The sequence below is a fragment of the Pseudomonas sp. TE12234 genome (assembly GCF_054061835.1).
Genome location: NZ_JBSSEP010000012.1, coordinates 26,932 through 53,175, shown reverse-complemented (window position 1 = coordinate 53,175; position 26,244 = coordinate 26,932). Strand labels below are relative to the sequence as shown.

The following is a 26,244-nucleotide window of genomic DNA, read 5'->3' as shown; positions in this document are numbered from 1 at the left end:
AAATTATCCTCAGTCCTGCATTTCGGTCTGGCGTTCGACAGGGTCGATCAGCACGGCTTTCTGCTGGCGCACCAGCAGGTCGAGAATTTCATCCTGGCGCTCGCCGAGAATCCCCGAGAAGCTGATGCCGCTGGATTTGGTCGGTGCGAGCATGGACACGCGGTACAGCTCGACGCTCAGCGGCGAGTCGATGGACAGCGGCCCGCTGCCATTGCCCGCCAGTTCACCGCCGACCACGATCAGCGACACCTGGGCGTCGAACGGATCGAGCTTGATGTCGCGGTCGGTGTTGGTCAGGTCCTTGATGTGGCCGTAGACGCCGGTCAGGCCGTTGGCCATGGCGACGTTTTCGTAGAGGCGGATGTTCACGCTGTTACGAATGCGGATGCCGTGGCGCCGGTTGCTGATCACCTTGTTGCCCCACAACAGGTTGTCGGCACTCTCGTAGAGGGTGATGCCGTCGGTGTGGTTCTGGTAGATCTCGTTGTGGGCGATCAGGTTGTTCACGCTGTTACGGTCGATCACCAGGCCCGAGAGGTGGTTGTCGTAGCTGCGGTTGTTGAAGATGAAGCTGTCGTTGACCTCACGGGAAATAATGATCCCGTGCTTCTTCCTGGTCCCGTGCACCCTGTTGTCGGCAATGATCAGGCCGTGGGAACGGTCGTGCGGGTCGATGCCGTAGACGATGTTGTCTTTGTAGGTGTTGCCCTTGACCACGAAGTCGCGGGTTTCGTAGCAGTAGAAGCCGTACCACATGTCCGAGAACTCGGAACCGACGATCCAGCCGGTCGGCTCGGGACGCTTGAGCACCTTGGCCATGTTCGGCGTGTATTGGGAAATACTCACGCCGTAGGACTTACTGTTGGCGTAACCGAAACTGGCGATCTTGCTGTTGGCGATGTAGGTCTCGGTGCCGCCCCAGGACAGCAGGAACGGCCGGAATTCCTTCGGCGAAGTGAACGTCGCCGGACCGTTGTCCTTTTCGCGCCAGCCGGTGATTTTGGTATCACGCACGAACAGCTGGCCGTCGTTGACCAGGAACGAGCCGGCTTCTTGCGACAGGCGCAGCTCCTGGGTCTGCTTGTCGATTTCCAGGATGCCGTGGCGACCGACCACGATCGGCAACCGGGCGAGGAACACGCCCGGCGAGGTTTCGATGACGTACTTGGGCAGCTTTTTCGCCACGTCCTTGAGGTTCATGTAGCCGTCGTCGACAAAGATCGCTTGCGGGATGCCGTGCTGACGCACCACCCATTCGGCCATTTTGTTGTCGCCGCCAATGAAGTCCTTCAGGGCGTCTTCCTGCATCATCCGGCGCACGCTGATCTTGCCGGCTTTGCTGCGCACGATTTTCGCGGCGATGGCTTCGGCGGTGTAGCCGGAGATGTCCGGCAGTTTCGGCGTGGCCAGTTCCAGCGGCGCGGTCGGTGCGCTGCTGACGGTGTAGGTCTTGGCCTGTTGCAGTTCCTTGGCCAGGGTGGCCGGCTTGCCTGGTTGAGGGGCCGCCGGTTCGACTTTGGCCGGCTCCACATTGGCGAAGGCAGCCGCACTGGCCAGCAGCATCGCGCCAGCCAGCAAGGTCAACGAACCTTTCTTGGCATTGTTCATGTCGGGGACTCCCTTCGCGGTGTGCATCAGAAGCGCCAGATCACGTCGATGAACGCGCGGTGCATGTACGAATCAACCTGGCTGCCGTAGGCATCGCCGGGCTTGAACACGCCGCCACGGAAGCGCACCAGGGCCGAAGGCTCGTCGATCTTCTGGCTCAATGCCGCTGGCAACAGACCCTGTTTGAAGTACTTGGTGACCACCAGGTCCATTTCCTGACCCATGTCTTTCTCGCCATCGTTCAGCGGCAGCGAGGTGCTGGAGAGCACGGCGCCGGTGACGTCGTCGGTGGTGTTCTGCACCGCATCGATGCCGTTGCTGCCGACCGGCTTGTTGCCGTCGACACGCCAGAACTTGTGGTAGATCAGGCTGGCGTCGTACTCATCGTTGAGCATCCATGAACCAAACAGCGTGGCGGTTTGCAGGTTGTTCATTTCGCCACGGAAGGCTTCGCCGAAACGGTGGACCCGCGAGCGTGTGCCGGTGTAGTTCGAGCGGTTACTTTCCAGACCGTTCTGTTCGTAATCGGCGCTGGCCCGGGCGTAGGCCGCACCGACTTGCCATTGCGGATCGAGGCGCAGGCGCACGCCCAGGTCGGTGGCCCAGCCGTTGACATTGCCGCTTTGCTTGGGTTGCGCGGGCACGGTGCCATCGGCGTTCAGCGGGTTGACCGTATCGCGGTCGCCGCTCATGCCGGTGACGCTGCCCCAGTAATTGACCGTGTTGGTGTTGCGCCAGTTATAGGCATCACTGTTGGCCTGGAGGCCGATCCAGCTGATGTCGCCGTTCTGTTTTTTGTCCAGCGAGTCGCTGGGCACACCCGGTTGCGGATAGTCGAGCTTACCGTCGTCGTGGGTGTGATGACCGCGAATGCCGACCCATTGCCCTGGCGTCCACTGGTACTCGACCTCGGCGTAAGCGTGCAGGCGATCCTTGTCCTTGGGCGCCAGCTCTTTCAAATCGGTGCGGTACTCGCTGAAGCGTTCGGCGACACCGGCATTGGCGCGCAACAGGGTGGTGTCGAAGGTCCAGTTCAGGGCTTCGATGTTGGTGTCGCGCCATTGTCCGTCGTCGTTGTGCAGGCGCTGGCGACCGAATTTGAGGATCTCGCCGGGGTAGGGCGTGAAGCCGCTGTAGCCGACCCAGAACTCGCGCATCGCCAGGTAGTTCTTCTTGGTCTGGCGATCATTGTTGCTGGTGTTCTCGGTGCCTTCGGACTGTTGCAGGGTGTCGGTTTCGATGATGTCCGTGGCCGTCACGGCCTGACCCATGGCGTAGGCGCTCCACGCGCCGCTTTCGCCATAGACCCAGGGACGCAGGTCGAGACCGACACCGTTGACGTCGCCGCCGGGCCGGGTGCCGAGGTCGCGGTCGTCTTCGGACTGGCCGGTGATCTTCACTTCGAGGCCGAAGTTCTTGGTTTCGGTGATGGCCGCCAGTGTCGGGCAGGACCAGATCAGCGCGAATGTCAGGCCAATACCGGCCTTCATGAATGGATTGAGCTTCATAGGGATTCCTCGCCGTCCTCTTCTTGCAGGGCGTGCAGTTGCAGCGTGTTCTGGCTCAAGGCACCACGAGTCGCCTGTTCCTGTTTCAACAGTCGTTGGGCCTCGGCAAGCTGCGCGGGCGGCAGTTGGGCTTCGAGTGTTTGCGCAAGCTCGGTGGCTTGCGGGGTGTTCTGGACCTTGGCCAATTGGCTGAAGACATAGGCATTGAGCGGGTCAGGCTTGGTGCCCTTGCCTTGGGAAAACAATTGGGCGATGGCGAAGTCGGCGCTGTTCTGGCCGTTGCGCGCCGCAGTCAGCAGATGGTCGAGGGCCTTCTGTGGATAAACCTTGCCCAGGTAGCCCCGGCGATAGATCTGGCCGAGGTAATAATCGGCGGCGACTTCGCGGCCGACGGCTTTCTGGAAGTGTTCTTCGGCGACCTTGGCGTCAGCCGGGACCATCTTGCCTTCGTAGTAGAGCTTGCCCAGCAGCAGTTCAGCGCGTGGCTGGTCGGCGGCGCGACCGTTGTCGAGGTACTTCATCATCTGGTCGACATCGCCCAGCTCGGGGAAGTCGTAGAGCAGTTGCGCGAGGGTGACCCACGATGCCGGGTAACCCGGAGCAATGGGTTCGAGCAGCGACTGCGCGGTTTTTTCGTCAGGCGTGCCAAGGGTCGAATCAGCGAGCACACGGGCCACACTGTCGACCCGTTGCGCCGAAACCGCGCCGCGAGCGTGAGCGGCTTGCAGCTGCTTGATCAGTTCGGCCTGCTGCTCAGGCTTGGCCTGTTTCTGATAGACCGTGGCCAGCTCGACGTAGCAGATGTCGGTGGTGTTCAACGCGGCTTTGCAGATCGTTGCCACTTCGTCCAGGTGCTGGTCGTAAGTGCCCTGGGTGCGGTAGAGCAGCACCTGCGCCAGACCCGCTTCCGGTTTGCCTTCGGCGCGCCATTGGCTGATTTGCTGCTGGGCATTGATGTTGGGGAAGCTGTGCGGGTATTGCAGGTACAGCATGGCCAACGGGATCAACGTGTTGCCTTCGCCATTGGCGCCGGCTTTTTTCAGCAGGCTTTCGGCTTCATGATGCTCGGCTTCGGTGGAGCCGGGTTTGGCCACCAGCAGGCGACCGAGGCGCGCCTGTGCCCGTGGCGATACATCGGCGGCGGCGCGATAGGTCGCCTCGGCCTGTTTGATCTGATCGGGGTCGCGGCTGTCGACCTGAATGTCAGCCAGCCCGACTTGCGCCTCGCTGTAGCCCAGGTCCGCCAGCGCGCGGTAGTTTTGCGCCGCAGTGGTGGTGTCGCCACGCTTGAGGGCTTCGTTGGCCAGGCGCTGGTCGGGCAGGCCGGCACAGCCGGCGAGGCTGACTGCCAGAGCAATGGCGCACAGTGAGCCCATGTGGGAGCGAGCCTGCTCGCGAAGCAGGCGCCCCGGTGCATCAGACAAACCGCGTCGATTCTTTCGCGAGCAGGCTCGCTCCCACAGGGTCGGCGGTGTGTTCAAGATAGTCGTCACAGGCATGTCCTCCGCTTAAAGACCAGCGGCCATGGCTTTGTCGATCAGCCAGTTCAGGTTCGGGCCACGGTCGCTGCTCACTTCCACCGGGCGGCCGGCGAGGGTGGTGTCCAGGGCTTCGTCCGGCTGGATCAGGACGCGAATGTCAGACGACAGGTCGGCGCTTTTCAGGCTGGTGCTGCTGACGATCTTGCCGGTGCGGGATTTGTCTTCGCCGGCGATCTGGAAGCGCACCGCAGTGCCTGGCAGCACGTCGCTGAACTGGCGATAGGAGAAGCGCGCTTCAACGTTGGCTTCGCTGTTGCGTGGCACTAGTTGGAAGATCACGTCGCCTTTGCTGGCGTACTGACCGTTGGCGACCATTTGCTGGGCCAGGGTGCAATCGCACGGCGAAGTCAGGGTGCCGGTCATTTGCTTGCCGAACAGCTCTTCGACCTTGGCCGGTGTCAGTTGATCGTCTTCCAGATGGCCCTTGAGCACGTCGAGCATGCTGGTGCTGAAGGTCGCCAGCGGCGCGCCTTTGGCGGCCACGCCATCGGGTTTCAGCAGGCTCTGCACGGTACCGTCGCGGGGCATGGTGATGCTCACGCCGGGCACGCTGACCAGACCAGCCTGAGCGTGGCTGACGAAGTACATGCCATACACCGACTTGAAAATGAACCCGAACGCGGCCAGGCCAACCACGAAAATCCCCAGGCTGAAGGTCACGGCTTTCATGCGTCCGAACGCGGTCATGCCGTGGCCGCCGTCCTTGACCTTGCGAGCCTTGGTGAAGTTGTCACGCTGCAGCGTCGCCAGCACTTCGCCGATGCTGACGATGTCGCCGGCCAGGTGCGAGGTGATCAGGTGGCGCAGGGTCGAGATGTCTTGTTGTTCCAGGTTCTGGAACTGGCAACCGGCACGACCGGTCTGGCGATCGAAGGAGCGAACCTGCAACTCGACGTCCATGGCCAGGCCGAGGTTGTCGATCACGAATTGCAGGCGGGCCTTGTACACATCGCCGGCCTTGAGCGGCAGCTGGCCGGCGTTGAAGGCCAGGCCACCGGCGGAGAGGTCGAGCACTCGCGCTTCGACCGGCGTGCGGTCGGGACCGAAGAAGCGCAGCTTGGCCGGAATTTTCACTCGGGCGTGTTGGCGCTGGGCTTCGGATTCATGCACTACGTTGGCGTTGACGGCGGTATTCATAGGGGCGGTTTCCTTGTTAATTCAGGCGAGTTCGGTCAGACCATCAACAGCAGCACGGCGACGAAAATGCTGCCGGCAGAGAAGGTCATGGTCCGAGACGACCAGGTGTTGAACCAACGTTGAAAGCTGGCGAGATCACGGGTCAGAGAAGTGGGCTGGCGAGTCCAGGACTGTTGGTCGAGGCGGAAGAACACGTAGATCTTCACCAGCGCACCGACGATCTGGTTGTAATAGAGAATCGCCGGGTAGGCCGGCCCGATCCGGTGACCGGAGCAGGACAGCAGCAGGGTCAGGATCAGGCGAGTGATACCGATCCACAGCAGGTAAACCAGGATGAACGCGGTGCCGTATTTGAAGCTGGCGATCATGGCGACGGTCAGGCCGAGCAATGAGGTCCACATCGACACGCGCTGGTCGAACAGCACCACGGACGTGAACACACCGAGACGCTTGATCCCCAGGCCCAGGGCGCGGGAATTCTGCCGCAGGTTGTTGCCGTACCAGCGGAACATCAGTTTGCGACTGGCCTTGATGAAGCTCTTTTCCGGCGGGTGTTCAACGGTGTGGATCGCCGCGTCGGGCACGTAGAAGGTGTCGTAGCCCAGGCGCATGAGGCTGAACCAGCTCGACTTGTCGTCACCGGTGAGGAACTTGAAACGACCCAGGCGCCAGTGTTGCAGCGAGTCGCTTTCCACGTCGGCGATGAAGTCCGGGTTTGTCACGACGCTGGCGCGGAATACCGACATGCGCCCGGTCATGGTCAACACGCGCTTGGACAGGGCCATCGAGCACATGTTGATGTGACGCTGGGCGAAGCGCAGCTTGTGCCATTCGCTCATGATGTAGCCACCGCGCACTTCGCAGAACTCGTTGGTGGTCAGGCCGCCGACATTGCCGAACAGCTGGAACCAAGGCACGGTCTTGAGCACCACGCCCTCGGCGAGCACGGTGTCGCCATCGATCACGGCCACCACCGCACGGTCATCCGGCAGGTGACGGGAGATGGCGCGGAAGCCGTAGGCCAGGCCGTCACGCTTGCCGGTGCCGGGGATGCGCACGAAGTCGAGTTTGACCCGGGCCGGTGGATTCATCCGGTTCCACAGGCTTTTCACCAGCAGCTCATCGGACATTTCCACGATGGAACAAACCACGGTGGTCGGCAGGCCGCAGTCGATGGCTTCGCGGATCACCGAGCTGTAGACCTGCGCGGTGGTCAGGGCGTCGATGCGGAAACTGGTGACCATCAGAAAGACATGGGACGGGTCCGCCGCTTTACCAAGCTTGCGCACTTTGCGCCGCAGGTGCGGATAGACCACGTAGAGAAACAGCATGCCGCGCAGAAAATGCGTGGCCCCCATCGAGTAGCGCCAGATGCCGACGATACCGATCAGGAAAATGAAGTCCTTCGACTCGGAGTCGAACGTGGATACAGGCAACGCCAGGGCGATGCCCATCAATAAACTTAGATAAAACAGCCAACCGGCGGCCTGGAGTAGGCCGTGCTTTAGCCTGTGCATAATCTGCATCCGTCTAGAGATTTCGGGTTAACGCAGGCGTACAAACCTGTAGGAGCGAGCTTGTCGAATCGTCGCACCGTCGCGATGGTCGCCAAGCTCGCTCCTACAGGGGGCTTACCAGCAGATCCCTTCGGTGCGGCCGCTGACGCTGGTGGCCTTGGACATGAAGCCGACCAGGTCGATCACCTGCTTGCCGTGCGGGACGTCCTGCGCCAGGGCGCGGAATTTCTCGTCACGGTTACCGAGGATGATCACGTCGGAGTTGTTGATCACGTCGTCAAAGTCGGCGTTGAGCAAGGACGAAACGTGAGGGATCTTCGACTCGATGTAGTCCTTGTTCGCGCCATGAACACGGGCGTATTCGACGTTGCTGTCGTAGATGCTCAGGTCGTAGCCCTTGCCGATCAGCATTTCCGCCAGGTCAACCAGCGGGCTCTCGCGCAGGTCGTCGGTACCGGCCTTGAAGCTCAGGCCCAGCAGCGCGACTTTGCGTTTGTCGTGGCTGGATACGATGTCGAAGGCGTTCTGCACCTGGGACTCGTTACTGCGCATCAGCGAGTTGAGCAGCGGGGCTTCCACATCGAGGGAGCCGGCGCGGTAGGTCAGGGCGCGAACGTCTTTCGGCAGGCAGGAACCGCCGAAAGCGAAGCCTGGGCGCATGTAGTACTGGGACAGGTTCAGGGTCTTGTCCTGGCAGACCACGTCCATCACTTCGCGACCGTCGACGCCGACTGCCTTGGCGATGTTGCCGATCTCGTTGGCGAAGGTCACTTTGGTGGCGTGCCAGACGTTGCAGGTGTACTTGATCATCTCGGCGACGGCGATGTCCTTGCGGATGATCGGTGCATCGAGCTCTTCGTACAGCGATTGCAGAACGTCACCCGAGGCCTTGTCGAACTCGCCGATGACGGTCATTGGCGGCTGGTCGTAGTCGGCGATGGCGGTGCTTTCGCGCAGGAACTCAGGGTTCACGGCGACACCGAAATCGACACCGGCTTTCTTGCCCGAGCAGTCTTCGAGGATCGGGATGACCACGTTGGCTACGGTGCCAGGCAGCACGGTGCTGCGTACGACGATGGTGTGGCGGGTGCTCTTGTCACGCAGGACAAAACCGATTTCGCGGCACACGGCCTCGATGTAGTTCAGTTCAAGATCGCCGTTTTTCTTGCTCGGCGTGCCGACACAGATCATCGACAGGTCGGTGTCGCGAATCGCCTCGGCAAAGTTGGTCGTGCCGCGCAGGCGGCCCGTCTGGATACCTTGCGCCAGAAGTTCGCCCAGGCCCGGTTCAACGATCGGCGATTTGCCGGCATTGATCATATCGATCTTGTCTTTGGCAACATCGACGCCGACGACGTCATGGCCCCGTGCAGACAGGCAACCGGCACACACTGCGCCGACGTAACCCAAACCAAATATGCTGATGCGCATCGCAATTACCTCTCTATTATCAAGCCTGTATTCATCAGGCCATTAGATGGCCGTAGTTAATGGTGTTTCAGCGGTCATAGTGCACTCGCAAGTGCGGCTTGCAGGCGCAACAATGCCGCGTTCTGGCATATAAGTTACGAGTGTCTAAATAAGTGCACTCAAGGTGTGCGTAACCAGGCCTTATTATTGTGACGTGCCCTGTTATGCAGCCGACCCCCTGTTGTCAGAGGATGACCGTGCAATCGTCTTGCGCGCTCAAAGCCAGGCTGGAAGCCTGTAAATCAAGCGGTTGGGTGCTCCATCGAGCACGCTTATAGGGGCGCTGCCATGGCCTTGTAGGGGATAGTCATAAACCGTTATCTCCTGTCCGTTGTGTGTTGCCCAAATCAGGGATTATTCAGCACAAGTTGATGTGACAACTTTGCTACATGGATCTCTGGTCTGCGTAAGTTATCTCGTACAAGCACTGTGAGAATCGTTACCGGTGGTATGAGCGGTGCATTCGGACATAGTTCCGATCCGCTGATCACGAATTCTGTAATTTCTTGAAATATTGAGAAAGATGGCACTGCTTTCATATTGATAGCACTTGCCGTTTCGCCCTTTATATATAGGCGATTTATTGGAGGGGATAGTTTTTTGCCACTACCGATAAAAATTTTCAGTGCCACTACTGAAAAAAATCGTAAAAGTCGAGTGAAACTAAAGTTATAAATCTGAATGATGTATTTTTGGCGCCATAAAAATGGCGAAAAAGGCGAGGGAAGTGGGGTGATCTATGGGGGCGCATGACGAATTTGAGCGTCATGCGCCAAGCGGTGCTTCAGTCTGGAGCGTGATCGCGCAGGAACACCAGGTTGTCCGGTTTCGACTGCTCGGCGCTGTAACGATAGCCTTGCACGTCGAACTGTTTGAGGGCGGCCGGGTCGTTGATGCGTTCTTCAATCACGAAGCGACTCATCATGCCGCGCGCCTTTTTCGCGTAGAAGCTGATGATTTTGTACTGGCCGTTCTTCAGGTCCTTGAACTCGGTATTGATGATGCGCGCGTTCAGGGCATTGCGTTTGACCGCCGAGAAATACTCGTTCGAGGCCAGATTCAGCAGCACGTCATCACCCTGGTCGGCCAGGGCTTCGTTCAACCATTCGCTGATCCGCGTGCCCCAGAAGGCATACAGATCCTTGCCCCGGGCGTTGGCCAGTTTGGTGCCCATTTCCAGGCGGTACGGTTGCATCAGGTCCAGTGGGCGCAGCAAGCCGTACAGGCCGGAGAGCATGCGCAGGTGTTGTTGGGCGTAATCGAAATCGGCTTCGCTGAAGGTTTGTGCATTGAGGCCGGTATAAACGTCGCCCTTGAACGCCAGCAAGGCCTGTTTGGCGTTTTCAGGGGTGAACGCGGGCGTCCAGCTGCCGAAACGCGCGGCGTTGAGCCCGCCGATCTTGTCGGAGACGTGCATCAGCTCGCTGATTTGCGCCGGTGTCAGCTCGCGCAATTGCAGGATCAGCTCCTGGGAATGGTCCAGGTATTGCGGTTGGGTAAAGCGCTGGGTCGCCGGCGGTGTTTCGTAATCGAGGGTCTTGGCGGGTGAAATCACCATCAGCATGAAGTCGTCTCCTTTAATCGTGGTGGCGATTCTAGGGGGTTGTCCTGGTTGACTCCAGCTATCAAGGTCATAGGTGATCGGTGGTTTGCCAGGATGGGCTTCTGTGGCGAGGGAGCTTGCTCCCGCTTGAGCGCGAAGCGGTCGCAAGAGGGGGCACGTATTTAGCCTGGAGGAATGAGGTCGCCCGGTTGGGTCTGCTTCGCAGCCCAGCGGGAGCAAGCTCCCTCGCCACAATGAGTTCGGCTTGGCTGCGGGTGTTGGGACGGGATCAGCTATAGTGCCGCGCGGGTTTTGTTATGGAGACATCTCATTGCGCTTTGTTTTTCTATTTTCGGCCTGGCTCCTGAGCTTCGGGGTCCTGGCGGCGCCGGGTGAAGTGGCGACCCTTGATCGCAGCACCTGGCCTGAGCAACTCGGCAATCCGACGCTGTTCGACGTCGCCTCACGCGCCGAAATCCTGATGTTTGCCCATGTGCTGCTGGCCAGCGAAGCCCTGGACGAACCGGCGCTCGCGCAGCGCCTGGGCTTGCGTACGGTCAACATGGCGTCGGTCAATCACGTGCGCCAGCGCCTGTGGCAGCGCCTGTTGAGCAACTACAACTTCGCCCAGCAGAGCTGCGACCAGGATGCGTCTTTCTGTTTTCTGGTCGAGGACCTGCCTACCCTGCGCGAACAAGCCGCCAAGTTTCAGATCGGTGAGGACAGCTACTACATCAAGTGGGCCGAACCGAGTCGCCTGTTCCATGCCCAGTACCTGGACGAGCAATTGCGCAAGGCCGCGCTGTTTCCGCAAACCAGCAGCGAAGTCGATCGTTTTGGCGACTTTGAGCGCAATGGCGACGAGATGCACGACCGGCTGTTTCTGCTGACCTTCGACAGCGGCGCCAACGCCATGCCGGACAACACGACCTGGGTCACCGAGTACCTGCGCAAGTCGAACTTGAGCGGTACGTTCTTCGTGCTGGGCAAGGATATTCAAGCGCGTCTGGCGGAGCGTTCGGTGGCGAGCCTGCAGTCGACCTACTCCATGCAGTGCGTCGGCGTCCAGGGCTGGGAGTTCCGCTCCCACAGCCATTGGCAGGACTGGCAGGATTCGATACGGCGCAGCGTCGAACTGGTCAAAAACAAGCTGCCGGAGAACTACGTGCCGTTGTTTCGTCCGCCCGACGGTCAGCGCCGTTCCGATGCCGAAGGCTTCTTCAAGTCGCAGGGGGTGCGGGTGGCGTTGTGGGACATCGATGCCCAGGACGGCGCCGGCAAGCTCAAGGCCACCCAGAGCGCGCAGCGGGTGCTGACCCTGATGCTGCTGTGGCGCCATGGGGTGATCAATTTCAATGTGAAACAGGATGGGGTGAAAACGGCGCTGCCCTGGCTGATTACGCAAACGGCGCAAAGCGGGATCGGTTGGGAGGACTGCCAGAGCGGTTTCCAATGACAAAGCCGACGCGGCTTCGCTGGAAACGGCGAATGCCCGTAAACATTGGGCGAAGGGCGATTTTGGGAGGGATTTCGATGCAGGCGGACTTCCGACTTTAAACGGGTGATGGCAGTCCGCCAAGTGCTATTGGTCATTCTGAAAAATAAACTTCAAAAAAGCGTCAAAGTGCTTTTTTCTGTCATGTGTTTTGGAGTATTACGAAGACAGACCGCCGAAACCTGCAACACAGGTGGCGTCTTCCAAGACCCGTTTGTTTGCAGTCACTTGGATCTCCGCAGGTGAGATTCGGCGGCCACTTCGAGGCGCAGCACCGCCAAGGTATTGCGTCGACTGGCTCCCACAAAGGTGACCGAGTATGGATGATCACGGACGTAGCTCTTCTTCCAACCAGCCAATCCTTTATGTACTCGATACCAATGTATTGATTCACGATCCAAACGCGCTCCTCAATTTCGAAGAACACCACGTTGCCATCCCGATGACCGTGCTTGAAGAGCTCGACAAGCTCAAGAGCGGGCATCACAGCGTTGCTGCCGAATGTCGCCAGGCCATTCGCCTGATCGACAAGACCCTGGGCGATGCCTCTCCCGAGGATGTCGAGCAGGGCGTGCCGATCCAGCGGGGCAAGAGCGGTCCGAAGGGCTTGCTATCAATTCTGATGAGCAAGCGTGCCGAGCCGAACATCATTCTGCCCGAGCACCTCAACGACAACATCATCATCAACCAGCTGATCGACCTGCACGCGCGCGATCCGAAACTGCCCGTGGTGCTGGTCACCAAAGACATCAACATGCGCCTCAAGGCCCGCGCTTGCGGGATCGCGGCCGAGGACTACAGCACCGACCAACTGGTCGACGACGTATCGCTGCTGCCAAACGGTTATCACAACATGACCGGCTCCTTCTGGGACCGTGTGAGCAAGGTCGAAACCCGTCAGGACCATGGCCGCACCTGGCACCAGGTGCAACTGATCGACAACCTGCCGGCCGTGCATATCAATGAGTTCATCATCGATGAGCAGGGCTTTGTCGGCTGGATCAAGGAGATCGAAGAAGACAAGCTGCTGATTCTGGACCTGCATCAGGAACCACTGTTGCATCAGGAAGCCTGGGGGCTGAAGCCACGGGACATCTATCAGAGCCTGGCGCTCTACGCCTTGCTGGATCCGGATATCCATCTGGTCAACCTGTCCGGTGCGGCCGGCTCGGGTAAAACCATCCTGGCGCTGGCAGCGGCGATCGAGCAGACCATGGTCAGCAAGCGCTACCGCCGGATCATTGCCACTCGCAGCGTGCAGGGCCTGGACCAGGAGATCGGCTTCCTGCCCGGTACCGAAGCGGAAAAAATGGAGCCATGGCTGGGCGCGATCACCGACAACCTCGAAGCCTTGCACATGGATGACGAAAGCACCCATGGCAGCGTCGATTACATCCTCAGCAAAGTGCCGTTGCAGTTCAAATCCCTCAACTACATCCGGGGTCGCAGCTTCCAGCAGAGCCTGATCCTGATCGACGAGTGCCAGAACCTCACACCGCACCAGATGAAGACCATCATCACCCGTGCCGGTGCCGGCTCTAAAGTGGTGTGCCTGGGTAACCTGGCACAGATCGACACCCCATACCTGTCCGCGACCAGCTCCGGGCTGACCTACCTGACAGAACGCTTCAAGGATTTCCCGAACGGGGTGCACATCACCCTGCAAGGGGTGCCACGTTCGATCCTGGCCGAATACGCCGAATCGCATCTGTAACCTTTCAGCCAAAACCGGGCGGCCTCAAAAACCGCCCGGTTTTTTATGCCCGACACAATCTCCCTGTAGGAGCGAGCCTGCTCGCGAAAAACGCAGGGACAACGCGATCATTCAGGCAGTACGCGTTATCGTTGGCGTCCATCGCGAGCAGGCTCGCTCCTACAGGGGGCTGTGTGGGCCGATAATCGTGCGTGCGGAATTCTGACCCGCAGGTTTACAATCGACGCTCCTGATCAGGAGTAACCCCGTGCTGACTCATCTCGATTCCCAAGGTCGCGCCAACATGGTCGACGTCACCGAAAAAGCCGTGACGTTCCGTGAGGCGACGGCCCAAGCGCTGGTGCGCATGCTGCCCGAAACCCTGCAGATGATCGTCAGCGGCGGTCACCCCAAGGGTGATGTCTTCGCCGTGGCGCGCATTGCCGGCATTCAAGCGGCGAAGAAAACCAGCGACTTGATTCCCCTGTGCCACCCGCTGATGCTGACCGGCGTGAAAGTCGAGCTCAGTGCCGAGGGCGAGGACAGCGTGCGTATCGTCGCTCGCTGCAAACTGTCCGGGCAGACCGGCGTCGAGATGGAAGCCCTGACCGCCGCCAGTGTGGCAGCGCTGACCATCTACGACATGTGCAAGGCCGTCGATCGCGGCATGACCATCGAAAGCGTGCGCCTGCTGGAAAAGGTCGGCGGCAAGAGCGCGCATTTCCAGGCGGATCAGCCATGAATATCACGGTGAAATTTTTTGCCCGTTATCGCGAAGCGATTGGCGTGGATGCGCTGAAGGTCCAGGGCGATTTCGCCACTGTAGACGATGTGCGGGCGCTGCTGGCTCAGCGCGATGGCGCCGAAGTGCTAACCGAGCAGAACCTGATGTGCGCGCGCAACGAAGACCTCTGCCAGCTCGACGAGCCGGTGAGCGAGGGCGATGAAGTGGCGTTTTTTCCGACCGTGACCGGGGGCTGAGCCATGGCGATTCGCGTGCAGTCCACGGCGTTCGATCCGGGCGCCGAAGTCAACGCCATGCACGATGCCAATGTCGGCGTCGGCGCGGTGGTGAGTTTTGTCGGCTACGTGCGCGACTTCAATGACGGGCTCGACGTGGCCGGGATGTTCCTCGAGCACTATCCGGGCATGACCGAAAAAGCCCTCGGCAAGATTGCCAGCGAAGCCGGGCAGCGCTGGCCGCTGCTCAAGCTGGAAGTGCTGCATCGCATTGGCGCCCTGGAACCGGGCGAGCCCATCGTCTTTGTCGGCGCCGCCAGTGCGCACCGCCAGGCGGCGTTCGACGCCTGCGCCTTTGTCATGGACTACCTGAAAACCCGCGCACCGTTCTGGAAGAAAGAAAACACCAGCGACGGCCCGCGATGGGTGGAAGGGCGTGACAGTGATCATGCGGCGGCGGATCGCTGGAAGCAGTAATTCCTGCGCTGTTCTTTCGACCGTTATCGCGGGCAAGCCCGCTCCCACAGGTTCGATGGCGTACATACATGTCGTGTACGACTCGAACACTGTGGGAGCGGGCTTGCCCGCGATGAGGCCATCCGCATCACCCAATAATTTCCTGACTCCCCTCCCGACCACCGGCCGATACGGACTGCATTTGTCTGATTGACGGATAATACGTAAAAGTCCAATATGGAATTATAAGTACAAAAAAGGCTTTCCCTGTTTCAGCTCTTTCTTCTGTCTTGCCAAACCAACAACAACCCGCGAGAGAACGAACATGAAGAAGTTTCCCCTCATCACCGGTCTGGCCCTGAGCCTGTTGGCGTGCAGTAGCCTGTTTGCCGCCGAGAAAACCTTGCGCATCGGTATCGAGGCCGCTTACCCGCCGTTCGCTTCCAAAACCGATCAAGGCGAAATCGTCGGCTTCGACTACGACATCGGGAATGCCTTGTGCGCACAGATGAAGGTCAAGTGTGTGTGGGTTGAAGGCGAGTTCGACGGTCTGATTCCTTCCCTGAAAGTGAAGAAAATCGACATGGCGCTGTCGTCCATGACCATCAACGACGACCGCAAGAAGTCGGTGGATTTCACCCACAAGTACTACTTCACGTCATCGCGTCTGGTGATGAAGGAAGGCGCAGTGGTGGATGACCAGTACGCCAGCCTCAAAGGCAAGACGGTCGGCGTGCAGCGCGCCACCACCACGGACCGTTATGCCACCGAGGTGTTTGAGTCCAAAGGCATCATCGTCAAGCGTTACGGCAACAACGAAGAAATCTACATGGACCTGGCGGCCGGTCGCCTCGACGCCATTTTTGCCGACACCATTCCGCTCAATGACTTCCTGTCGATGCCGCGCGGTAAAGGCTACGCGTTTGTCGGGCCTGAGTTGAAGGACCCGAAATACGTCGGCGAGGGCGCCGGGATTGCCGTGCGCAAGGGTAATGCCGAGTTGGTCAGCGAACTGAACACCGCCATCGACGGCATTCGCGCCAATGGCGAGTATCAGAAGATTTCCGAGAAGTACTTCAAGTCGGATATTTACGGCGACTGATAGTCCGCTATCGCTGGCAAGCCCGCTCCCACATTGTCTGCGCCGTGCACAACGATGTGATCACCGCAGAACCTGTGGGAGCTGGCTTGCCAGCGATGAGGCCGGAACTGCCGATGCAGATCTCTAGCCCTTCAATTCCTTCAAATGCTTGTACACCGTCGCCCGTCCCATGTTCAGCACATTGGCCACGTAGTTCGAAGCGCTTTTGCCTTTGAAGGCCCCTTCGGCGTGCAGCGCCAGCACCAGTTCGCGTTTGTGGTCGCGGGTCAGCAGGTTCAGGCTCAGTTGCCGCTCGCGCAGCCAGTTATGCAGGAAGGTATTGATGCGCTCCTGCCAGTCGTCGCGAAACAGTGAGTCCGGTTGCGGAATCAGTTTGTTCGGCGACAGAAACAGGTCCAGCGCCGCCTTGGCATTTTCAAACAGCGAAATATTCAGGTTGATGCACAGGACCGCCAGCGGATGACCTTCGCGGTCGCGCAGGACGGTGCTCAAGCTGCGAATTTTCTGACCATCCCAATTGAGCTTTTCATACGGCCCGATATTTCGTTCGCTGACATCGTCGCTGAGCATGTCTTCGAGCGCCGAGTCGTCGCCGATCTCCCGTTTCGACAGGTTGTTGGCGATGTAATCGACCTTTTGCGTACGCAAGTCGTGCAGCACCACTTCGGCGTGGGGAAAGAACAGCGTGGCGATGGCGTCGGCAATCGCCCGGAAGTTATCCAGGGATGCGTCGTTCAGGGCCGGGTCTTTTTCGGGGGCGTTCATACGTGGGGCTCCGGGAAGCTTCAGCGCCCCGAAAAACGGGGCTCTGAAAGTGTGCCGCAATCGTGTCGGCGCGTCACCTGAGGACGAAAATCAACCCAGGCGGGCAGGGGAGAGCATGTCGGCGTTCAAGCCGAAGCGCGTGAGTTGCTCGGGCAGGGCCTCGCCGCGCACCAGGGCGGCGCTGGCCTGGCCCATGGCGGGCGAAGTCTGGATGCCATAGCCGCCCTGTGCCGCCACCCAGAACAGGCCTGGCACCTGCGGGTCGAAACCGGATAACAGATCGCCGTCACTGACGAAGCTACGCAGACCGGCCCAGGTACGGGTCGGACGGCGGATGGTCAGGGTCGTGGCCTCTTCGATCTGGTAAATGCCCATGGCGATGTCCAGCTCTTCAGGCTGCACGTCGTGGGGTTCTACCGGGTCGGCGTTGGCCGGCGAGCCGAGGAACATCCCGGCATCGGGTTTCATGTAGAAGGATTCGTCGAGGCTGACCAGCATCGGCCAGTGATGAATGTCCACGCCTTCGGGACCGGCAAAGATGAACGCCGCGCGCCGCTTGGGTTGCAGGCCCAGCGGTTTGGCGCCGGCCAGTTCGCCGATCTTGTCCGCCCAGGCGCCGGCGGCGTTGATGATGATCGGTGCGCTGAAGGTTTCAGTTTGGGTCTGTACGTGCCATACGCCTGCGGCATCGCGGCTCAGGCCCAGTACTTCGCAGTCTGTGTGGACTTGGCCTGTGTTGCGGCGGATACCGCGCAGATAGCCCTGATGCAGCGCGTCGGTGTCGATGTCGCTGGCGGTCGGGTCGTAGATAGCACCGTGGACTTTTTCCTGGCGCAGGATCGGCAGGCGGGCGCAGGCCTCCTCGGCGCTGAGCAATTGCATCTCGGGCACCGTGGCCTTGGCGCTCAGGTATTGATTGTTCAGCTCGGCCGGATCGCCGGTGAAGTCCACGGTCATCTCGCCGCGCGGGGTCAGCAGCGGATGCTCGCAGAAGCCGGCGGGTGGGGTGTCGAAAAACTCGCGGCTGGCCTGGGTCAATGCGCGAACCTGCGGCGTGCCATAAGCGGCGGTGTACAGCGCGGCCGAGCGACCGGTGGAGTGATAGGCCGGATGGGATTCGCGTTCGAGCACGACCACGCGCCCGTGCCGGGACAGCCAGAAGCCGGTGGAAGCGCCGGCAATCCCGCCGCCGATGATGATGAAGTCTGCGTGGCTCATGAACGTCTCCTGATGGGGCGTAAATGCCAATGATTTGAATGCTCTATGTGGGAGCGAGCCTGCTCGCGATGGTCTGTCAGACGACTCAGTGGTGCCTGATCCACCTTCGCGAGCAAGCTCGCTCCTGCAAGGGGTTATGTGTTGTCAGGGCAGCAGGCGGTAGATGGCATTGGCCAGCGCGATGTCTTCCAGGCCCAGGCCGATGGAGCGGAAGTACACATGACGATCGTAGTCGGGGCGCTGCACCTTGCCGCTCAGCAGATCGGCCAGGTCGCCGACCAGCGCATTTTTATCCCAGCCGTGTTGCTCGCCGGCGATCAGCATCTCACCCGCCGAGCCGGGGGTGGTCAGACGGTAGTCGCAGAACACCTGCATGTCATTGAGGCTCTGTGGCGGTACTTCGTGGGCGCGTGGGGCGTTGGTGCTGATGGAGGTGATCAGCGCCGCTTTGCTCAGGCGGGACGGGTCGATCACCGGGCCGGCGGACGAGGTGCACAGCATGATCACGTCGGCATTCTCAATGGCGGCTTCACGGCTGTCGACGATGGTCAGGCGTGGGTCGAGGCTTGTGATCTGCGCCAGATCCTGCGGGCTGGCCTCGCTGAGGCCCGGGGCATACAGGCTGATGGACTGCCAGTCGCGCAGGCCTTTGACGTAGTGCACGTGCGCCTGGGCGACTTTGCCGCCGCCGATGATCGCCAGGCGCGTGGCTTGTGGCGGTGCGAGGGCATCGATGGCGACGGCGGTGGTCGCGGCCGTCCGTGCGATGGTCAGTTCACCGGCGTCGCACAGCATCAGTGGCTGGCCGGTTTTCATCGACATCAGCAAGGTCCAGGCGGTCACCAGCGGGCCTTGTTCGCGCACGATGTACGGCGACGTCTTGACCCCGTACACGCCTTCTTCGGCCAGCACGCCCAGGTAGTTGATGAAGTCGCCGGCGCCCTGGGGAAACTCCACCAGTTGCTGCGCAGGTTGCACGGCCTGGCCGGCGGCGAGGTCGCGGAACAGCTTGCGCATGATTTGCGGTACGTCGACCTGGGCCAGCCATTCACGGGCCTGCGGTTGGGTGATCACGTGGGGGCTGTGGGTCATGGTGGCTCCGGGCAGTGAAATAAACTAATTTGTCTATTATGGACATTTAAATATCGCGATCAAGCGTCCGTTGAAAAAAAGCCGGGCAAAAAAAAGCGCAGTCCGTTGCCGGCTGCGCCTTTTTCTGCAAGTCGTCCGTTACGGGCGCTTGCGCTCAACCGCACGCAGCAGATGCGTCGGTGGTGTTTCACAGCTGATCTTGCGACCCAGCTTCTCTTCGATGGACGGTAGCTGGTAGGAGTCGTCTTCACCGGCAAAGCTGATGGACACGCCGTCTGCGCCAGCGCGACCGGTACGGCCGATGCGGTGCACGTAGTCGTCCGGAACCTCCGGCAGGGTGAAGTTGATCACGTGGCTGATGCCGTCGATGTGGATGCCGCGCCCGGCCACGTCAGTGGCCACCAGCACCCGGATCTTGCCTTCGCGGAAACCTTCCAGGGTCTTGATGCGCTTGTGCTGCGGCACGTCGCCGGACAACTGCGCCGCATTGATGCCATCACGCACCAGGCGTTCTTCGATGCGCCGCACTTCATCCTTGCGGTTGGCGAACACGATCACTCGCTCCCAGCCGTTATCGTTGACCAGGTTGTAGAGCAGTTTGTATTTGTCGGCAGCGGCCACCGCGTAGATGTGCTGCTCGACGTTTTCGTTGGCCACGTTGGTGATTTCGATTTCGACGATGGCCGGGTCGGTGGTCCATTGCTTGGCGAGGTTCATCACGTCTTCGGTGAAGGTCGCGGAGAACAGCAATGTCTGACGCTCGCTCTTGGGCGGGGTCTGGCGAATGATCTGGCGCACTTGCGGGATGAAGCCCATGTCGAGCATGCGGTCCGCTTCGTCCAGCACCATGACTTCGACCATGTCCAGGTGCACGTCACCGCGCTGGTTGAAGTCCAGCAGGCGGCCCGGCGTGGCAACCAGGATGTCGCAGTGGCGGGCCTCGAGGTGCTTGAGTTGCTTGTCGAAGTCCATGCCGCCAACGAAGGTCATGACGTTGAGACCGGTGTACTTGGTCAGGTCGGCGGCGTCCTTGGCGATCTGCACCACCAGTTCACGGGTCGGCGCAATGATCAGTGCCCGTGGCTCACCCATGTAGCGCTCTTTCGGCGGCGGGGTTTGCAGCAGCTGGGTGATGATCGAGATCAGGAACGCGGCGGTCTTGCCTGTGCCGGTCTGGGCGCGGCCGATGGCGTCTTTGCCCGCGAGGGTGAAGCCCAGCACCTGGGCCTGGATCGGCGTGCAATACGGGAAGCCCAGGTCCTGGATGGCGTGCATCAGTTCCGGGGCGAGTTTGAAATCGTGGAAGCGGGTTTTGCCTTCCTGTGGCTCGACGACGAAATCTTCGAGTTTCCACGGGATCACCGGGGCTTTTGGTTTCGGTTCGCGGCGCGGTTTGGCGGGTTTTGGCGTTTCGCTGCGCGGTTGTTCGGTGACAGTGGTCACCGCAGGCTGCTCGGCCGCTGCGGGCTTGGGCTCGTGTTTCGGTGCCGCGGCGGTGGCGGCCCGACCAGGCTGATGACCGTCGGGGCGGTGGCTGGGTGTGTGAGACGGAGCGCTGGGGACTGGCGCGAGTTGCTCAGTCTCGCTTTTACCGAACATTTTCTTGAGTGCTTTGAGCACGGTCATCTCATCAATTGGTTAAGGAATATACGCCGGCCAGTGTAATGCAAGAATCGGGCGCGGCGTAGTGGGATGGATCAAAGGGTGTTTTTAAACGCAGTGTTTAGCGCAGACGCTCGGTGAGCCAGACGCCTATGTCGCGGATTTCCTCGGGTAACACTTCGTGACCCATTGGGTATTCCTGCCATGTCACGGTGACACCACGCTGCTTCAAATGCTCGTAGGCGGTTCGGCCCATCGAGTTTTGCACGACATCGTCGTACTGACCGTGCAGCGACAGCACCGGGATGCGTTGCTGGCTGGCGGACAGTTCCAGGGTCTCGCTGAAAGTCGGTGCATAAGTAGAGAGGGCCAATACACCCCCCAGTGCGCCCTGCCATTTGAGGAACGCGGTGTGTAGTACCACGGCGCCACCCTGGGAAAAACCTGCCAGAAAAATCCGCGAGGCGTCTATTCCGGCGGCTCGCTGTGCTTCGATCAGATCCATGACCCGCTGTGCCGACGCTTCCAGCTGCTCGCGATTGATTGCTCGCGCCGGGCTCATGGCCAATATGTCGTACCAGCTCGGCATCTCGTAGCCACCATTGATAGTGACAGCACAGGTGGGCGCCTGGGGCAGGACGAAGCGGGTGGTCAGCAAGGTTTCCTGCAGCGCTTCGGCGACGGGCAGGAAGTCGTAGCGATCGGCGCCAAGGCCGTGCAGCCAGATGACGCAGGCGTCTGCGGGCTTGACGGGTTCTAGAATCAAGGGCTCGGTCATGGCTGCTCCAATGTTGTGCATGCGCTCTCATTGAGTGCGAGGTCTGAGTGCGCGTCTGGTTGATCTGTTAATAAGATGTCGCAAGGCTGCAAGTTTTGCTCTTGACCTGTGCCTGAAACGATTTTGCAAGCGGTGTGGTACGGGGTTTGCTATGGGGAAGCGGTGCAACCCATCTCACGCTTGGCGGTAACACTATCAGTGTACTGCTGACCGTGGGATAGCAAAAAATCCGGTGATGGATGTTCGCCAGTGGCCGTTACGGGCTTCGCGAACGTGAAAGGGCTACAGCCCGTTCGGCCGATTGGTGAGAAGTGAGTTGTCCATGATGTGGATTTTCTCCTACTAGACTCATAGCTACGGTCCTACGTCGGTTGACCCTAAAAAAAGCCAACACGGGTCAACAACGCCTCAAAAGGGTGCGATTGGACTCACGCTCCGACACAACAAGAGCAAAACTGGAGGTTTGAATGAAGATGTTGAAATCCACCCTGGCAGTCGTGACTGCAGCGGCAGTACTCGGCGTCAGTGGGTTCGCTCAGGCGGGCGCGACCCTGGATGCAGTGCAGAAGAAAGGTTTCGTACAGTGCGGCGTCAGTGACGGCTTGCCTGGCTTCTCGGTCCCAGACTCCACCGGCAAGATCGTCGGTATCGATGCCGACTACTGCCGTGCCGTGGCCGCTGCGGTCTTCGGCGATGCGACCAAGGTCAAGTTCAGTCAGTTGAACGCCAAGGAACGCTTCACTGCGTTGCAGTCCGGCGAAATCGACATCCTGTCGCGCAACACCACCATGACCAGCTCCCGTGACGCGGGCATGGGTCTGAAATTCCCGGGCTTCATCACTTACTACGATGGCATCGGCTTCCTGGTAAACAACAAGCTGGGCGTCAAGAGTGCCAAGGAGCTGGACGGCGCAACGATCTGCATCCAGGCCGGTACCACCACCGAGCTCAACGTCTCCGACTACTTCCGCGGCAACAACCTGAAGTACACCCCGATCACTTTCGACACCTCCGACGAAAGCGCCAAGTCGCTGGAATCCGGTCGTTGCGACGTGCTGACTTCCGACAAGTCCCAGCTGTTCGCCCAGCGCAGCAAGCTGGCTTCGCCGAAGGACTACGTGGTTCTGCCGGAAACCATTTCCAAGGAGCCACTGGGCCCGGTCGTGCGTAACGGCGACGACGAGTGGCTGGCCATCGTGCGCTGGACTGGCTACGCCATGCTCAACGCTGAAGAAGCAGGCATCACTTCGAAGAACGTCGAAGCTGAAGCCAAATCCACCAAGAACCCGGACGTTGCCCGTCTGCTGGGTACCGACGGTGAATACGGCAAAGACCTGAAAGTGAAAAAAGACTGGGTCGTCCAGATCGTCAAGCAAGTCGGTAACTACGGCGAAGTGTTCGAGAGAAACCTCGGCAAGAGCACTCCGCTGGAAATCGACCGCGGGCTGAACGCCTTGTGGAACGCTGGCGGCATTCAATACGCACCACCAGTGCGCTGATGGTTCTATCACCCGGTGGGCCAACCACCGGGTGATGTTCTGTTCCATTATTTGCGGGGCACTTCATGCAAAATTCAATCGGCGCACCGAAGCAGAGGCTCAGTCTCAGCGATCCGAAAGTGCGTGCGTGGCTATTCCAGATCATCACCATTGTCGCGGTGGTCTCGATGGGCTGGTATCTGTTCGATAACACGCAGACCAACCTTCAGCACCGGGGCATTACCTCGGGCTTCAGCTTTCTGGAGCGCAGTGCCGGTTTCGGCATCGCTCAACACCTGATCGACTACACGGAATCGGACAGTTATGCCCGAGTCTTTGTCATCGGCCTGCTCAACACCCTGTTGGTGACCTTCATCGGCGTGATCCTGGCGACGATCCTCGGTTTCATCGTCGGTGTGGCACGGCTGTCGAAGAACTGGATCATCGCCAAGCTGGCGACGGTCTACGTGGAAGTTTTCCGTAACATTCCGCCGCTGCTGCAGATCCTGTTCTGGTATTTCGCGGTGTTCCTGACCATGCCGGGACCGCGCAACAGCCATAACTTCGGCGACACCTTTTTCGTCAGCGCCCGTGGCCTGAACATGCCGGCCGCGAAGCTGGCGGACGGTTTCTGGCCGTTCGTGGTCAGCGTGATCGTGGCTATCGTCGCCATCGTGCTGATGAGCCGCTGGGCCAACAAACGCTTCGAAGAAACCGGCGTACCGTTCCACAAATTCTGGACCGGTCTGGCGTTGTTCCTGGTGATTCCGGCGCTGTGCGCGCTGATCTTCGGCGCACCGCTGCATTGGGAAATGCCGAAGCTGCAAGGCTTCAACTTCGTCGGTGGCTGGGTGCTGATCCCGGAACTGCTGGCCTTGACCCTGGCCCTGACGGTGTACACCGCGGCGTTCATCGCCGAGATCGTGCGCTCGGGCATCAAATCGGTCAGCCACGGCCAGACCGAAGCGGCGCACTCGCTCGGCCTGCGCAACGGTCCGACCCTGCGCAAGGTGATCATCCCGCAGGCCCTGCGCGTGATCATTCCGCCGCTCACCAGCCAATACCTGAACCTGGCGAAGAACTCCTCGCTGGCGGCCGGTATCGGTTACCCGGAAATGGTCTCGCTGTTTGCCGGTACGGTGCTGAACCAGACCGGGCAGGCGATCGAAGTGATTGCGATCACCATGAGCGTGTACCTGGCGATCAGTATCAGCATTTCCCTGCTGATGAACTGGTACAACAAGCGCATTGCGCTCATCGAGCGGTAAGGAAAAGCGCATGAGTACTCATACCTTCAAACCCGACATGCCACCTCCGAGCAGCAGCATCGGTGTGGTGGCGTGGATGCGCGCGAACATGTTCTCCAGCTGGCTCAACACCCTGCTGACCCTGTTTGCGTTCTACCTGATCTACCTGGTGGTGCCGCCGATCCTGCATTGGGCGATCCTCGACGCCAACTGGGTCGGTACCACCCGCGCCGACTGCACCAAATCCGGCGCCTGCTGGGTGTTCATCCAGCAACGCTTCGGCCAGTTCATGTACGGCTACTACCCGCCGGAACTGCGCTGGCGCGTGGACCTGACCGTGTGGCTGGCGGTCATCGGAGTGGCACCGCTGTTCATCTCGCGCTTTCACCATAAAGCGGTGTATGGCCTGAGCTTCCTGGTGCTGTACCCGATCATTGCCTACTTCCTGTTGCATGGCGGCCTCTTCGGCCTGACCAACGTGGCGACCAGCCAATGGGGCGGCTTGATGCTGACCCTGGTGATCGCCACCGTCGGTATCGCCGGTGCATTGCCGCTGGGGATTATCCTGGCCCTGGGTCGTCGTTCGAACATGCCGGCGATTCGTGTGGTCTGCGTGACCTTCATTGAGTTCTGGCGCGGCGTGCCGTTGATCACGGTGCTGTTCATGTCCTCGGTGATGCTGCCGTTGTTCCTGCCCGAAGGCATGAACTTCGACAAGCTGCTGCGGGCCCTGATCGGCGTGATCCTGTTCCAGTCGGCCTACGTGGCTGAAGTGGTGCGTGGCGGTCTGCAAGCGATTCCCAAGGGGCAGTACGAAGCCGCCGCGGCGATGGGCCTGGGTTACTGGCGCAGCATGGGCCTGGTGATTCTGCCGCAAGCCCTGAAGCTGGTGATCCCAGGCATCGTCAACACCTTCATTGCGCTGTTCAAGGACACCAGCCTGGTGATCATCATCGGCCTGTTCGACTTGCTCAACAGCGTCAAACAAGCCGCCGCCGACCCGAAATGGCTGGGCATGGCCACCGAAGGCTATGTGTTCGCCGCCCTGGTGTTCTGGATTTTCTGTTTTGGTATGTCCCGCTACTCCATGCATTTGGAACGTAAGCTCGACACTGGCCACAAGCGTTAGGAGTTCTTTTATGAGCGAAGCAATCAAACAGCCTGTGAGCCCTGAAGGCATTATTCAGATGCAGGGCGTGAACAAGTGGTACGGCCAGTTTCACGTACTCAAGGACATCAACCTCAACGTCAAACAGGGCGAGCGTATCGTGCTGTGCGGCCCGTCGGGTTCCGGCAAGTCCACCACCATCCGCTGCCTCAACCGTCTGGAAGAGCACCAGCAAGGCCGCATCGTGGTCGATGGTGTGGAGTTGACCAACGACCTCAAGCAGATCGAAGCGATCCGTCGTGAAGTCGGCATGGTGTTCCAGCACTTCAACCTGTTCCCGCACCTGACCATTTTGCAGAACTGCACCCTGGCGCCGATGTGGGTGCGCAAGATGCCCAAGCGCAAGGCCGAGGAAATCGCCATGCACTACCTGGAGCGCGTACGCATTCCGGAGCAGGCGCATAAATTCCCGGGGCAACTGTCCGGCGGTCAGCAGCAGCGTGTGGCGATCGCCCGCGCGCTGTGCATGAAACCGAAAATCATGTTGTTCGACGAACCGACTTCGGCACTCGACCCCGAGATGGTGAAAGAGGTGCTGGACACCATGATCGGCCTGGCCGAAGACGGCATGACCATGCTCTGCGTCACCCACGAAATGGGCTTCGCCCGTACCGTGGCCAACCGCGTGATCTTCATGGACAAGGGTGAAATCGTCGAACAGGCTGCGCCGAACGACTTCTTCGACAACCCGCAGAACGACCGCACCAAGCTGTTCCTGAGCCAGATCCTGCATTGATCGACGCTCGCCAGTGAAATAAACCCGGACATGTTCCGGGTTTTTTTTACCCAAAGAAAACCGCGACCCTGTAGGAGCGAGCCTGCTCGCGATGACCGAGAGAGCGCCGCGGGACGTCAGGCGTTTATCG

At 60.0% G+C, this 26,244-nt stretch carries 22 protein-coding genes; 10 read left to right on the top strand and 12 right to left on the bottom strand.

Going from position 1 to position 26,244, the window contains the following annotated elements; all coding sequences use genetic code 11:
• Positions 1-9: 9 nt before the first annotated feature.
• The 7 genes from algG to yaaA form a co-directional block, all read right to left on the bottom strand.
• Entirely contained in the window at positions 10-1,608 is a 1,599-nt protein-coding gene (algG, locus tag ACVWYU_RS18995) for a mannuronan 5-epimerase AlgG (RefSeq protein ID WP_457373415.1), read from the bottom strand.
• Between the two features lie 26 nt (positions 1,609-1,634).
• Entirely contained in the window at positions 1,635-3,116 is a 1,482-nt protein-coding gene (locus ACVWYU_RS18990; RefSeq protein WP_457373414.1) for an alginate export family protein, read from the bottom strand.
• Positions 3,113-4,615: an alginate biosynthesis TPR repeat lipoprotein AlgK gene (algK, locus tag ACVWYU_RS18985; RefSeq protein ID WP_457373413.1), complete on the bottom strand. Its 1,503-nt coding sequence runs from the start codon at positions 4,613-4,615 to the stop codon at positions 3,113-3,115. The genes ACVWYU_RS18990 and algK overlap by 4 nt, the downstream gene beginning before the upstream one ends.
• Before the next feature lie 9 nt (positions 4,616-4,624).
• Positions 4,625-5,794 carry a PilZ domain-containing protein gene (locus ACVWYU_RS18980; protein ID WP_457373412.1) on the bottom strand — a complete coding sequence of 390 codons (1,170 nt, stop codon included), beginning with the start codon at positions 5,792-5,794 and terminating at the stop codon, positions 4,625-4,627.
• A 35-nt stretch (positions 5,795-5,829) separates the two neighbouring features.
• Entirely contained in the window at positions 5,830-7,311 is a 1,482-nt protein-coding gene (alg8, locus tag ACVWYU_RS18975; RefSeq protein ID WP_425524303.1) for a mannuronan synthase, read from the bottom strand.
• Positions 7,312-7,425: 114 nt separating this feature from the next.
• Positions 7,426-8,742 (bottom strand): nucleotide sugar dehydrogenase, encoded by a 1,317-nt coding sequence (locus ACVWYU_RS18970; RefSeq protein WP_457373411.1) that lies wholly within the window; start codon positions 8,740-8,742, stop codon positions 7,426-7,428.
• Positions 8,743-9,565: 823 nt separating this feature from the next.
• A complete protein-coding gene (gene yaaA / locus ACVWYU_RS18965; protein WP_090324986.1) occupies positions 9,566-10,345 on the bottom strand; it encodes a peroxide stress protein YaaA in 780 nt (259 codons plus the stop codon).
• A gap of 310 nt (positions 10,346-10,655) precedes the next feature.
• Here yaaA and ACVWYU_RS18960 point away from each other — a divergent pair, with 310 nt between their 5' ends.
• From ACVWYU_RS18960 to ACVWYU_RS18935, 6 genes are all read left to right on the top strand, one after another.
• The gene (locus ACVWYU_RS18960; RefSeq protein ID WP_457373410.1) at positions 10,656-11,780 is read left to right on the top strand and encodes a polysaccharide deacetylase family protein; all 1,125 of its coding nucleotides are present in this window, start codon (positions 10,656-10,658) and stop codon (positions 11,778-11,780) included.
• A gap of 358 nt (positions 11,781-12,138) precedes the next feature.
• Positions 12,139-13,533: a PhoH family protein gene (locus ACVWYU_RS18955; RefSeq protein ID WP_056854495.1), complete on the top strand. Its 1,395-nt coding sequence runs from the start codon at positions 12,139-12,141 to the stop codon at positions 13,531-13,533.
• A gap of 247 nt (positions 13,534-13,780) precedes the next feature.
• Positions 13,781-14,254: a cyclic pyranopterin monophosphate synthase MoaC gene (gene moaC / locus ACVWYU_RS18950; protein WP_457373409.1), complete on the top strand. Its 474-nt coding sequence runs from the start codon at positions 13,781-13,783 to the stop codon at positions 14,252-14,254.
• Positions 14,251-14,493, top strand: a complete 243-nt coding sequence (moaD, locus tag ACVWYU_RS18945; protein WP_090324982.1) for a molybdopterin converting factor subunit 1 — start codon at positions 14,251-14,253, stop codon at positions 14,491-14,493. Before moaC ends, moaD begins: the two co-directional genes overlap by 4 nt.
• A 3-nt stretch (positions 14,494-14,496) precedes the next feature.
• The gene (moaE, locus tag ACVWYU_RS18940) at positions 14,497-14,949 is read left to right on the top strand and encodes a molybdopterin synthase catalytic subunit MoaE (RefSeq protein WP_247256373.1); all 453 of its coding nucleotides are present in this window, start codon (positions 14,497-14,499) and stop codon (positions 14,947-14,949) included.
• 304 nt (positions 14,950-15,253) lie between these two features.
• Positions 15,254-16,030 carry an ABC transporter substrate-binding protein gene (locus ACVWYU_RS18935; protein ID WP_457373408.1) on the top strand — a complete coding sequence of 259 codons (777 nt, stop codon included), beginning with the start codon at positions 15,254-15,256 and terminating at the stop codon, positions 16,028-16,030.
• 123 nt (positions 16,031-16,153) lie between these two features.
• Here the strand turns inward: ACVWYU_RS18935 and ACVWYU_RS18930 are convergent, their stop codons facing one another.
• From ACVWYU_RS18930 to ACVWYU_RS18910, 5 genes are all read right to left on the bottom strand, one after another.
• Positions 16,154-16,795 carry a helix-turn-helix transcriptional regulator gene (locus ACVWYU_RS18930; protein ID WP_090324977.1) on the bottom strand — a complete coding sequence of 214 codons (642 nt, stop codon included), beginning with the start codon at positions 16,793-16,795 and terminating at the stop codon, positions 16,154-16,156.
• Positions 16,796-16,885: 90 nt separating this feature from the next.
• Positions 16,886-18,013 (bottom strand): NAD(P)/FAD-dependent oxidoreductase, encoded by a 1,128-nt coding sequence (locus tag ACVWYU_RS18925; RefSeq protein ID WP_457373407.1) that lies wholly within the window; start codon positions 18,011-18,013, stop codon positions 16,886-16,888.
• A gap of 144 nt (positions 18,014-18,157) precedes the next feature.
• On the bottom strand, positions 18,158-19,105 hold the full coding sequence (locus tag ACVWYU_RS18920) for an ornithine cyclodeaminase family protein (protein ID WP_457373406.1): 948 nt from the start codon (positions 19,103-19,105) through the stop codon (positions 18,158-18,160).
• A gap of 138 nt (positions 19,106-19,243) precedes the next feature.
• Positions 19,244-20,731 (bottom strand): ATP-dependent RNA helicase RhlB, encoded by a 1,488-nt coding sequence (gene rhlB, locus ACVWYU_RS18915; RefSeq protein WP_457373405.1) that lies wholly within the window; start codon positions 20,729-20,731, stop codon positions 19,244-19,246.
• A gap of 97 nt (positions 20,732-20,828) precedes the next feature.
• The gene (locus tag ACVWYU_RS18910) at positions 20,829-21,485 is read right to left on the bottom strand and encodes an alpha/beta hydrolase (RefSeq protein WP_457373464.1); all 657 of its coding nucleotides are present in this window, start codon (positions 21,483-21,485) and stop codon (positions 20,829-20,831) included.
• A gap of 467 nt (positions 21,486-21,952) precedes the next feature.
• Between ACVWYU_RS18910 and ACVWYU_RS18905 the strand changes: the two genes are divergently transcribed.
• The 4 genes from ACVWYU_RS18905 to ACVWYU_RS18890 all read left to right on the top strand — a co-directional run bounded on the left by ACVWYU_RS18905 (position 21,953) and on the right by ACVWYU_RS18890 (position 26,114).
• Positions 21,953-22,984 (top strand): amino acid ABC transporter substrate-binding protein, encoded by a 1,032-nt coding sequence (locus tag ACVWYU_RS18905; protein WP_090324971.1) that lies wholly within the window; start codon positions 21,953-21,955, stop codon positions 22,982-22,984.
• Positions 22,985-23,049: 65 nt separating this feature from the next.
• The gene (locus ACVWYU_RS18900; protein ID WP_247256377.1) at positions 23,050-24,231 is read left to right on the top strand and encodes an amino acid ABC transporter permease; all 1,182 of its coding nucleotides are present in this window, start codon (positions 23,050-23,052) and stop codon (positions 24,229-24,231) included.
• Between the two features lie 10 nt (positions 24,232-24,241).
• Positions 24,242-25,339 (top strand): amino acid ABC transporter permease, encoded by a 1,098-nt coding sequence (locus ACVWYU_RS18895; RefSeq protein ID WP_247256378.1) that lies wholly within the window; start codon positions 24,242-24,244, stop codon positions 25,337-25,339.
• 10 nt (positions 25,340-25,349) lie between these two features.
• Positions 25,350-26,114: an amino acid ABC transporter ATP-binding protein gene (locus tag ACVWYU_RS18890; protein ID WP_003171943.1), complete on the top strand. Its 765-nt coding sequence runs from the start codon at positions 25,350-25,352 to the stop codon at positions 26,112-26,114.
• The last annotated feature ends 130 nt before the right edge of the window (positions 26,115-26,244 follow it).

Bases quoted from the DNA above. Each gene is read 5' to 3' on its own strand.
- rhlB (WP_457373405.1), bottom strand. From the start codon at position 20,731: ATGACCGTGCTCAAAGCACTCAAGAAAATGTTCGGTAAAAGCGAGACT.
- ACVWYU_RS18990 (WP_457373414.1), bottom strand. From the start codon at position 3,116: ATGAAGCTCAATCCATTCATGAAGGCCGGTATTGGCCTGACATTCGCG.
- ACVWYU_RS18905 (WP_090324971.1), top strand. From the start codon at position 21,953: ATGAAGATGTTGAAATCCACCCTGGCAGTCGTGACTGCAGCGGCAGTA.
- ACVWYU_RS18980 (WP_457373412.1), bottom strand. From the start codon at position 5,794: ATGAATACCGCCGTCAACGCCAACGTAGTGCATGAATCCGAAGCCCAG.
- ACVWYU_RS18910 (WP_457373464.1), bottom strand. From the start codon at position 21,485: ATGACCGAGCCCTTGATTCTAGAACCCGTCAAGCCCGCAGACGCCTGC.
- ACVWYU_RS18955 (WP_056854495.1), top strand. From the start codon at position 12,139: ATGGATGATCACGGACGTAGCTCTTCTTCCAACCAGCCAATCCTTTAT.
- ACVWYU_RS18970 (WP_457373411.1), bottom strand. From the start codon at position 8,742: ATGCGCATCAGCATATTTGGTTTGGGTTACGTCGGCGCAGTGTGTGCC.
- ACVWYU_RS18895 (WP_247256378.1), top strand. From the start codon at position 24,242: ATGAGTACTCATACCTTCAAACCCGACATGCCACCTCCGAGCAGCAGC.
- ACVWYU_RS18930 (WP_090324977.1), bottom strand. From the start codon at position 16,795: ATGAACGCCCCCGAAAAAGACCCGGCCCTGAACGACGCATCCCTGGAT.
- ACVWYU_RS18920 (WP_457373406.1), bottom strand. From the start codon at position 19,105: ATGACCCACAGCCCCCACGTGATCACCCAACCGCAGGCCCGTGAATGG.
- algG (WP_457373415.1), bottom strand. From the start codon at position 1,608: ATGAACAATGCCAAGAAAGGTTCGTTGACCTTGCTGGCTGGCGCGATG.
- ACVWYU_RS18900 (WP_247256377.1), top strand. From the start codon at position 23,050: ATGCAAAATTCAATCGGCGCACCGAAGCAGAGGCTCAGTCTCAGCGAT.
- alg8 (WP_425524303.1), bottom strand. From the start codon at position 7,311: ATGCACAGGCTAAAGCACGGCCTACTCCAGGCCGCCGGTTGGCTGTTT.
- ACVWYU_RS18935 (WP_457373408.1), top strand. From the start codon at position 15,254: ATGAAGAAGTTTCCCCTCATCACCGGTCTGGCCCTGAGCCTGTTGGCG.
- yaaA (WP_090324986.1), bottom strand. From the start codon at position 10,345: ATGCTGATGGTGATTTCACCCGCCAAGACCCTCGATTACGAAACACCG.
- ACVWYU_RS18890 (WP_003171943.1), top strand. From the start codon at position 25,350: ATGAGCGAAGCAATCAAACAGCCTGTGAGCCCTGAAGGCATTATTCAG.
- moaD (WP_090324982.1), top strand. From the start codon at position 14,251: ATGAATATCACGGTGAAATTTTTTGCCCGTTATCGCGAAGCGATTGGC.
- algK (WP_457373413.1), bottom strand. From the start codon at position 4,615: ATGCCTGTGACGACTATCTTGAACACACCGCCGACCCTGTGGGAGCGA.
- ACVWYU_RS18925 (WP_457373407.1), bottom strand. From the start codon at position 18,013: ATGAGCCACGCAGACTTCATCATCATCGGCGGCGGGATTGCCGGCGCT.
- moaE (WP_247256373.1), top strand. From the start codon at position 14,497: ATGGCGATTCGCGTGCAGTCCACGGCGTTCGATCCGGGCGCCGAAGTC.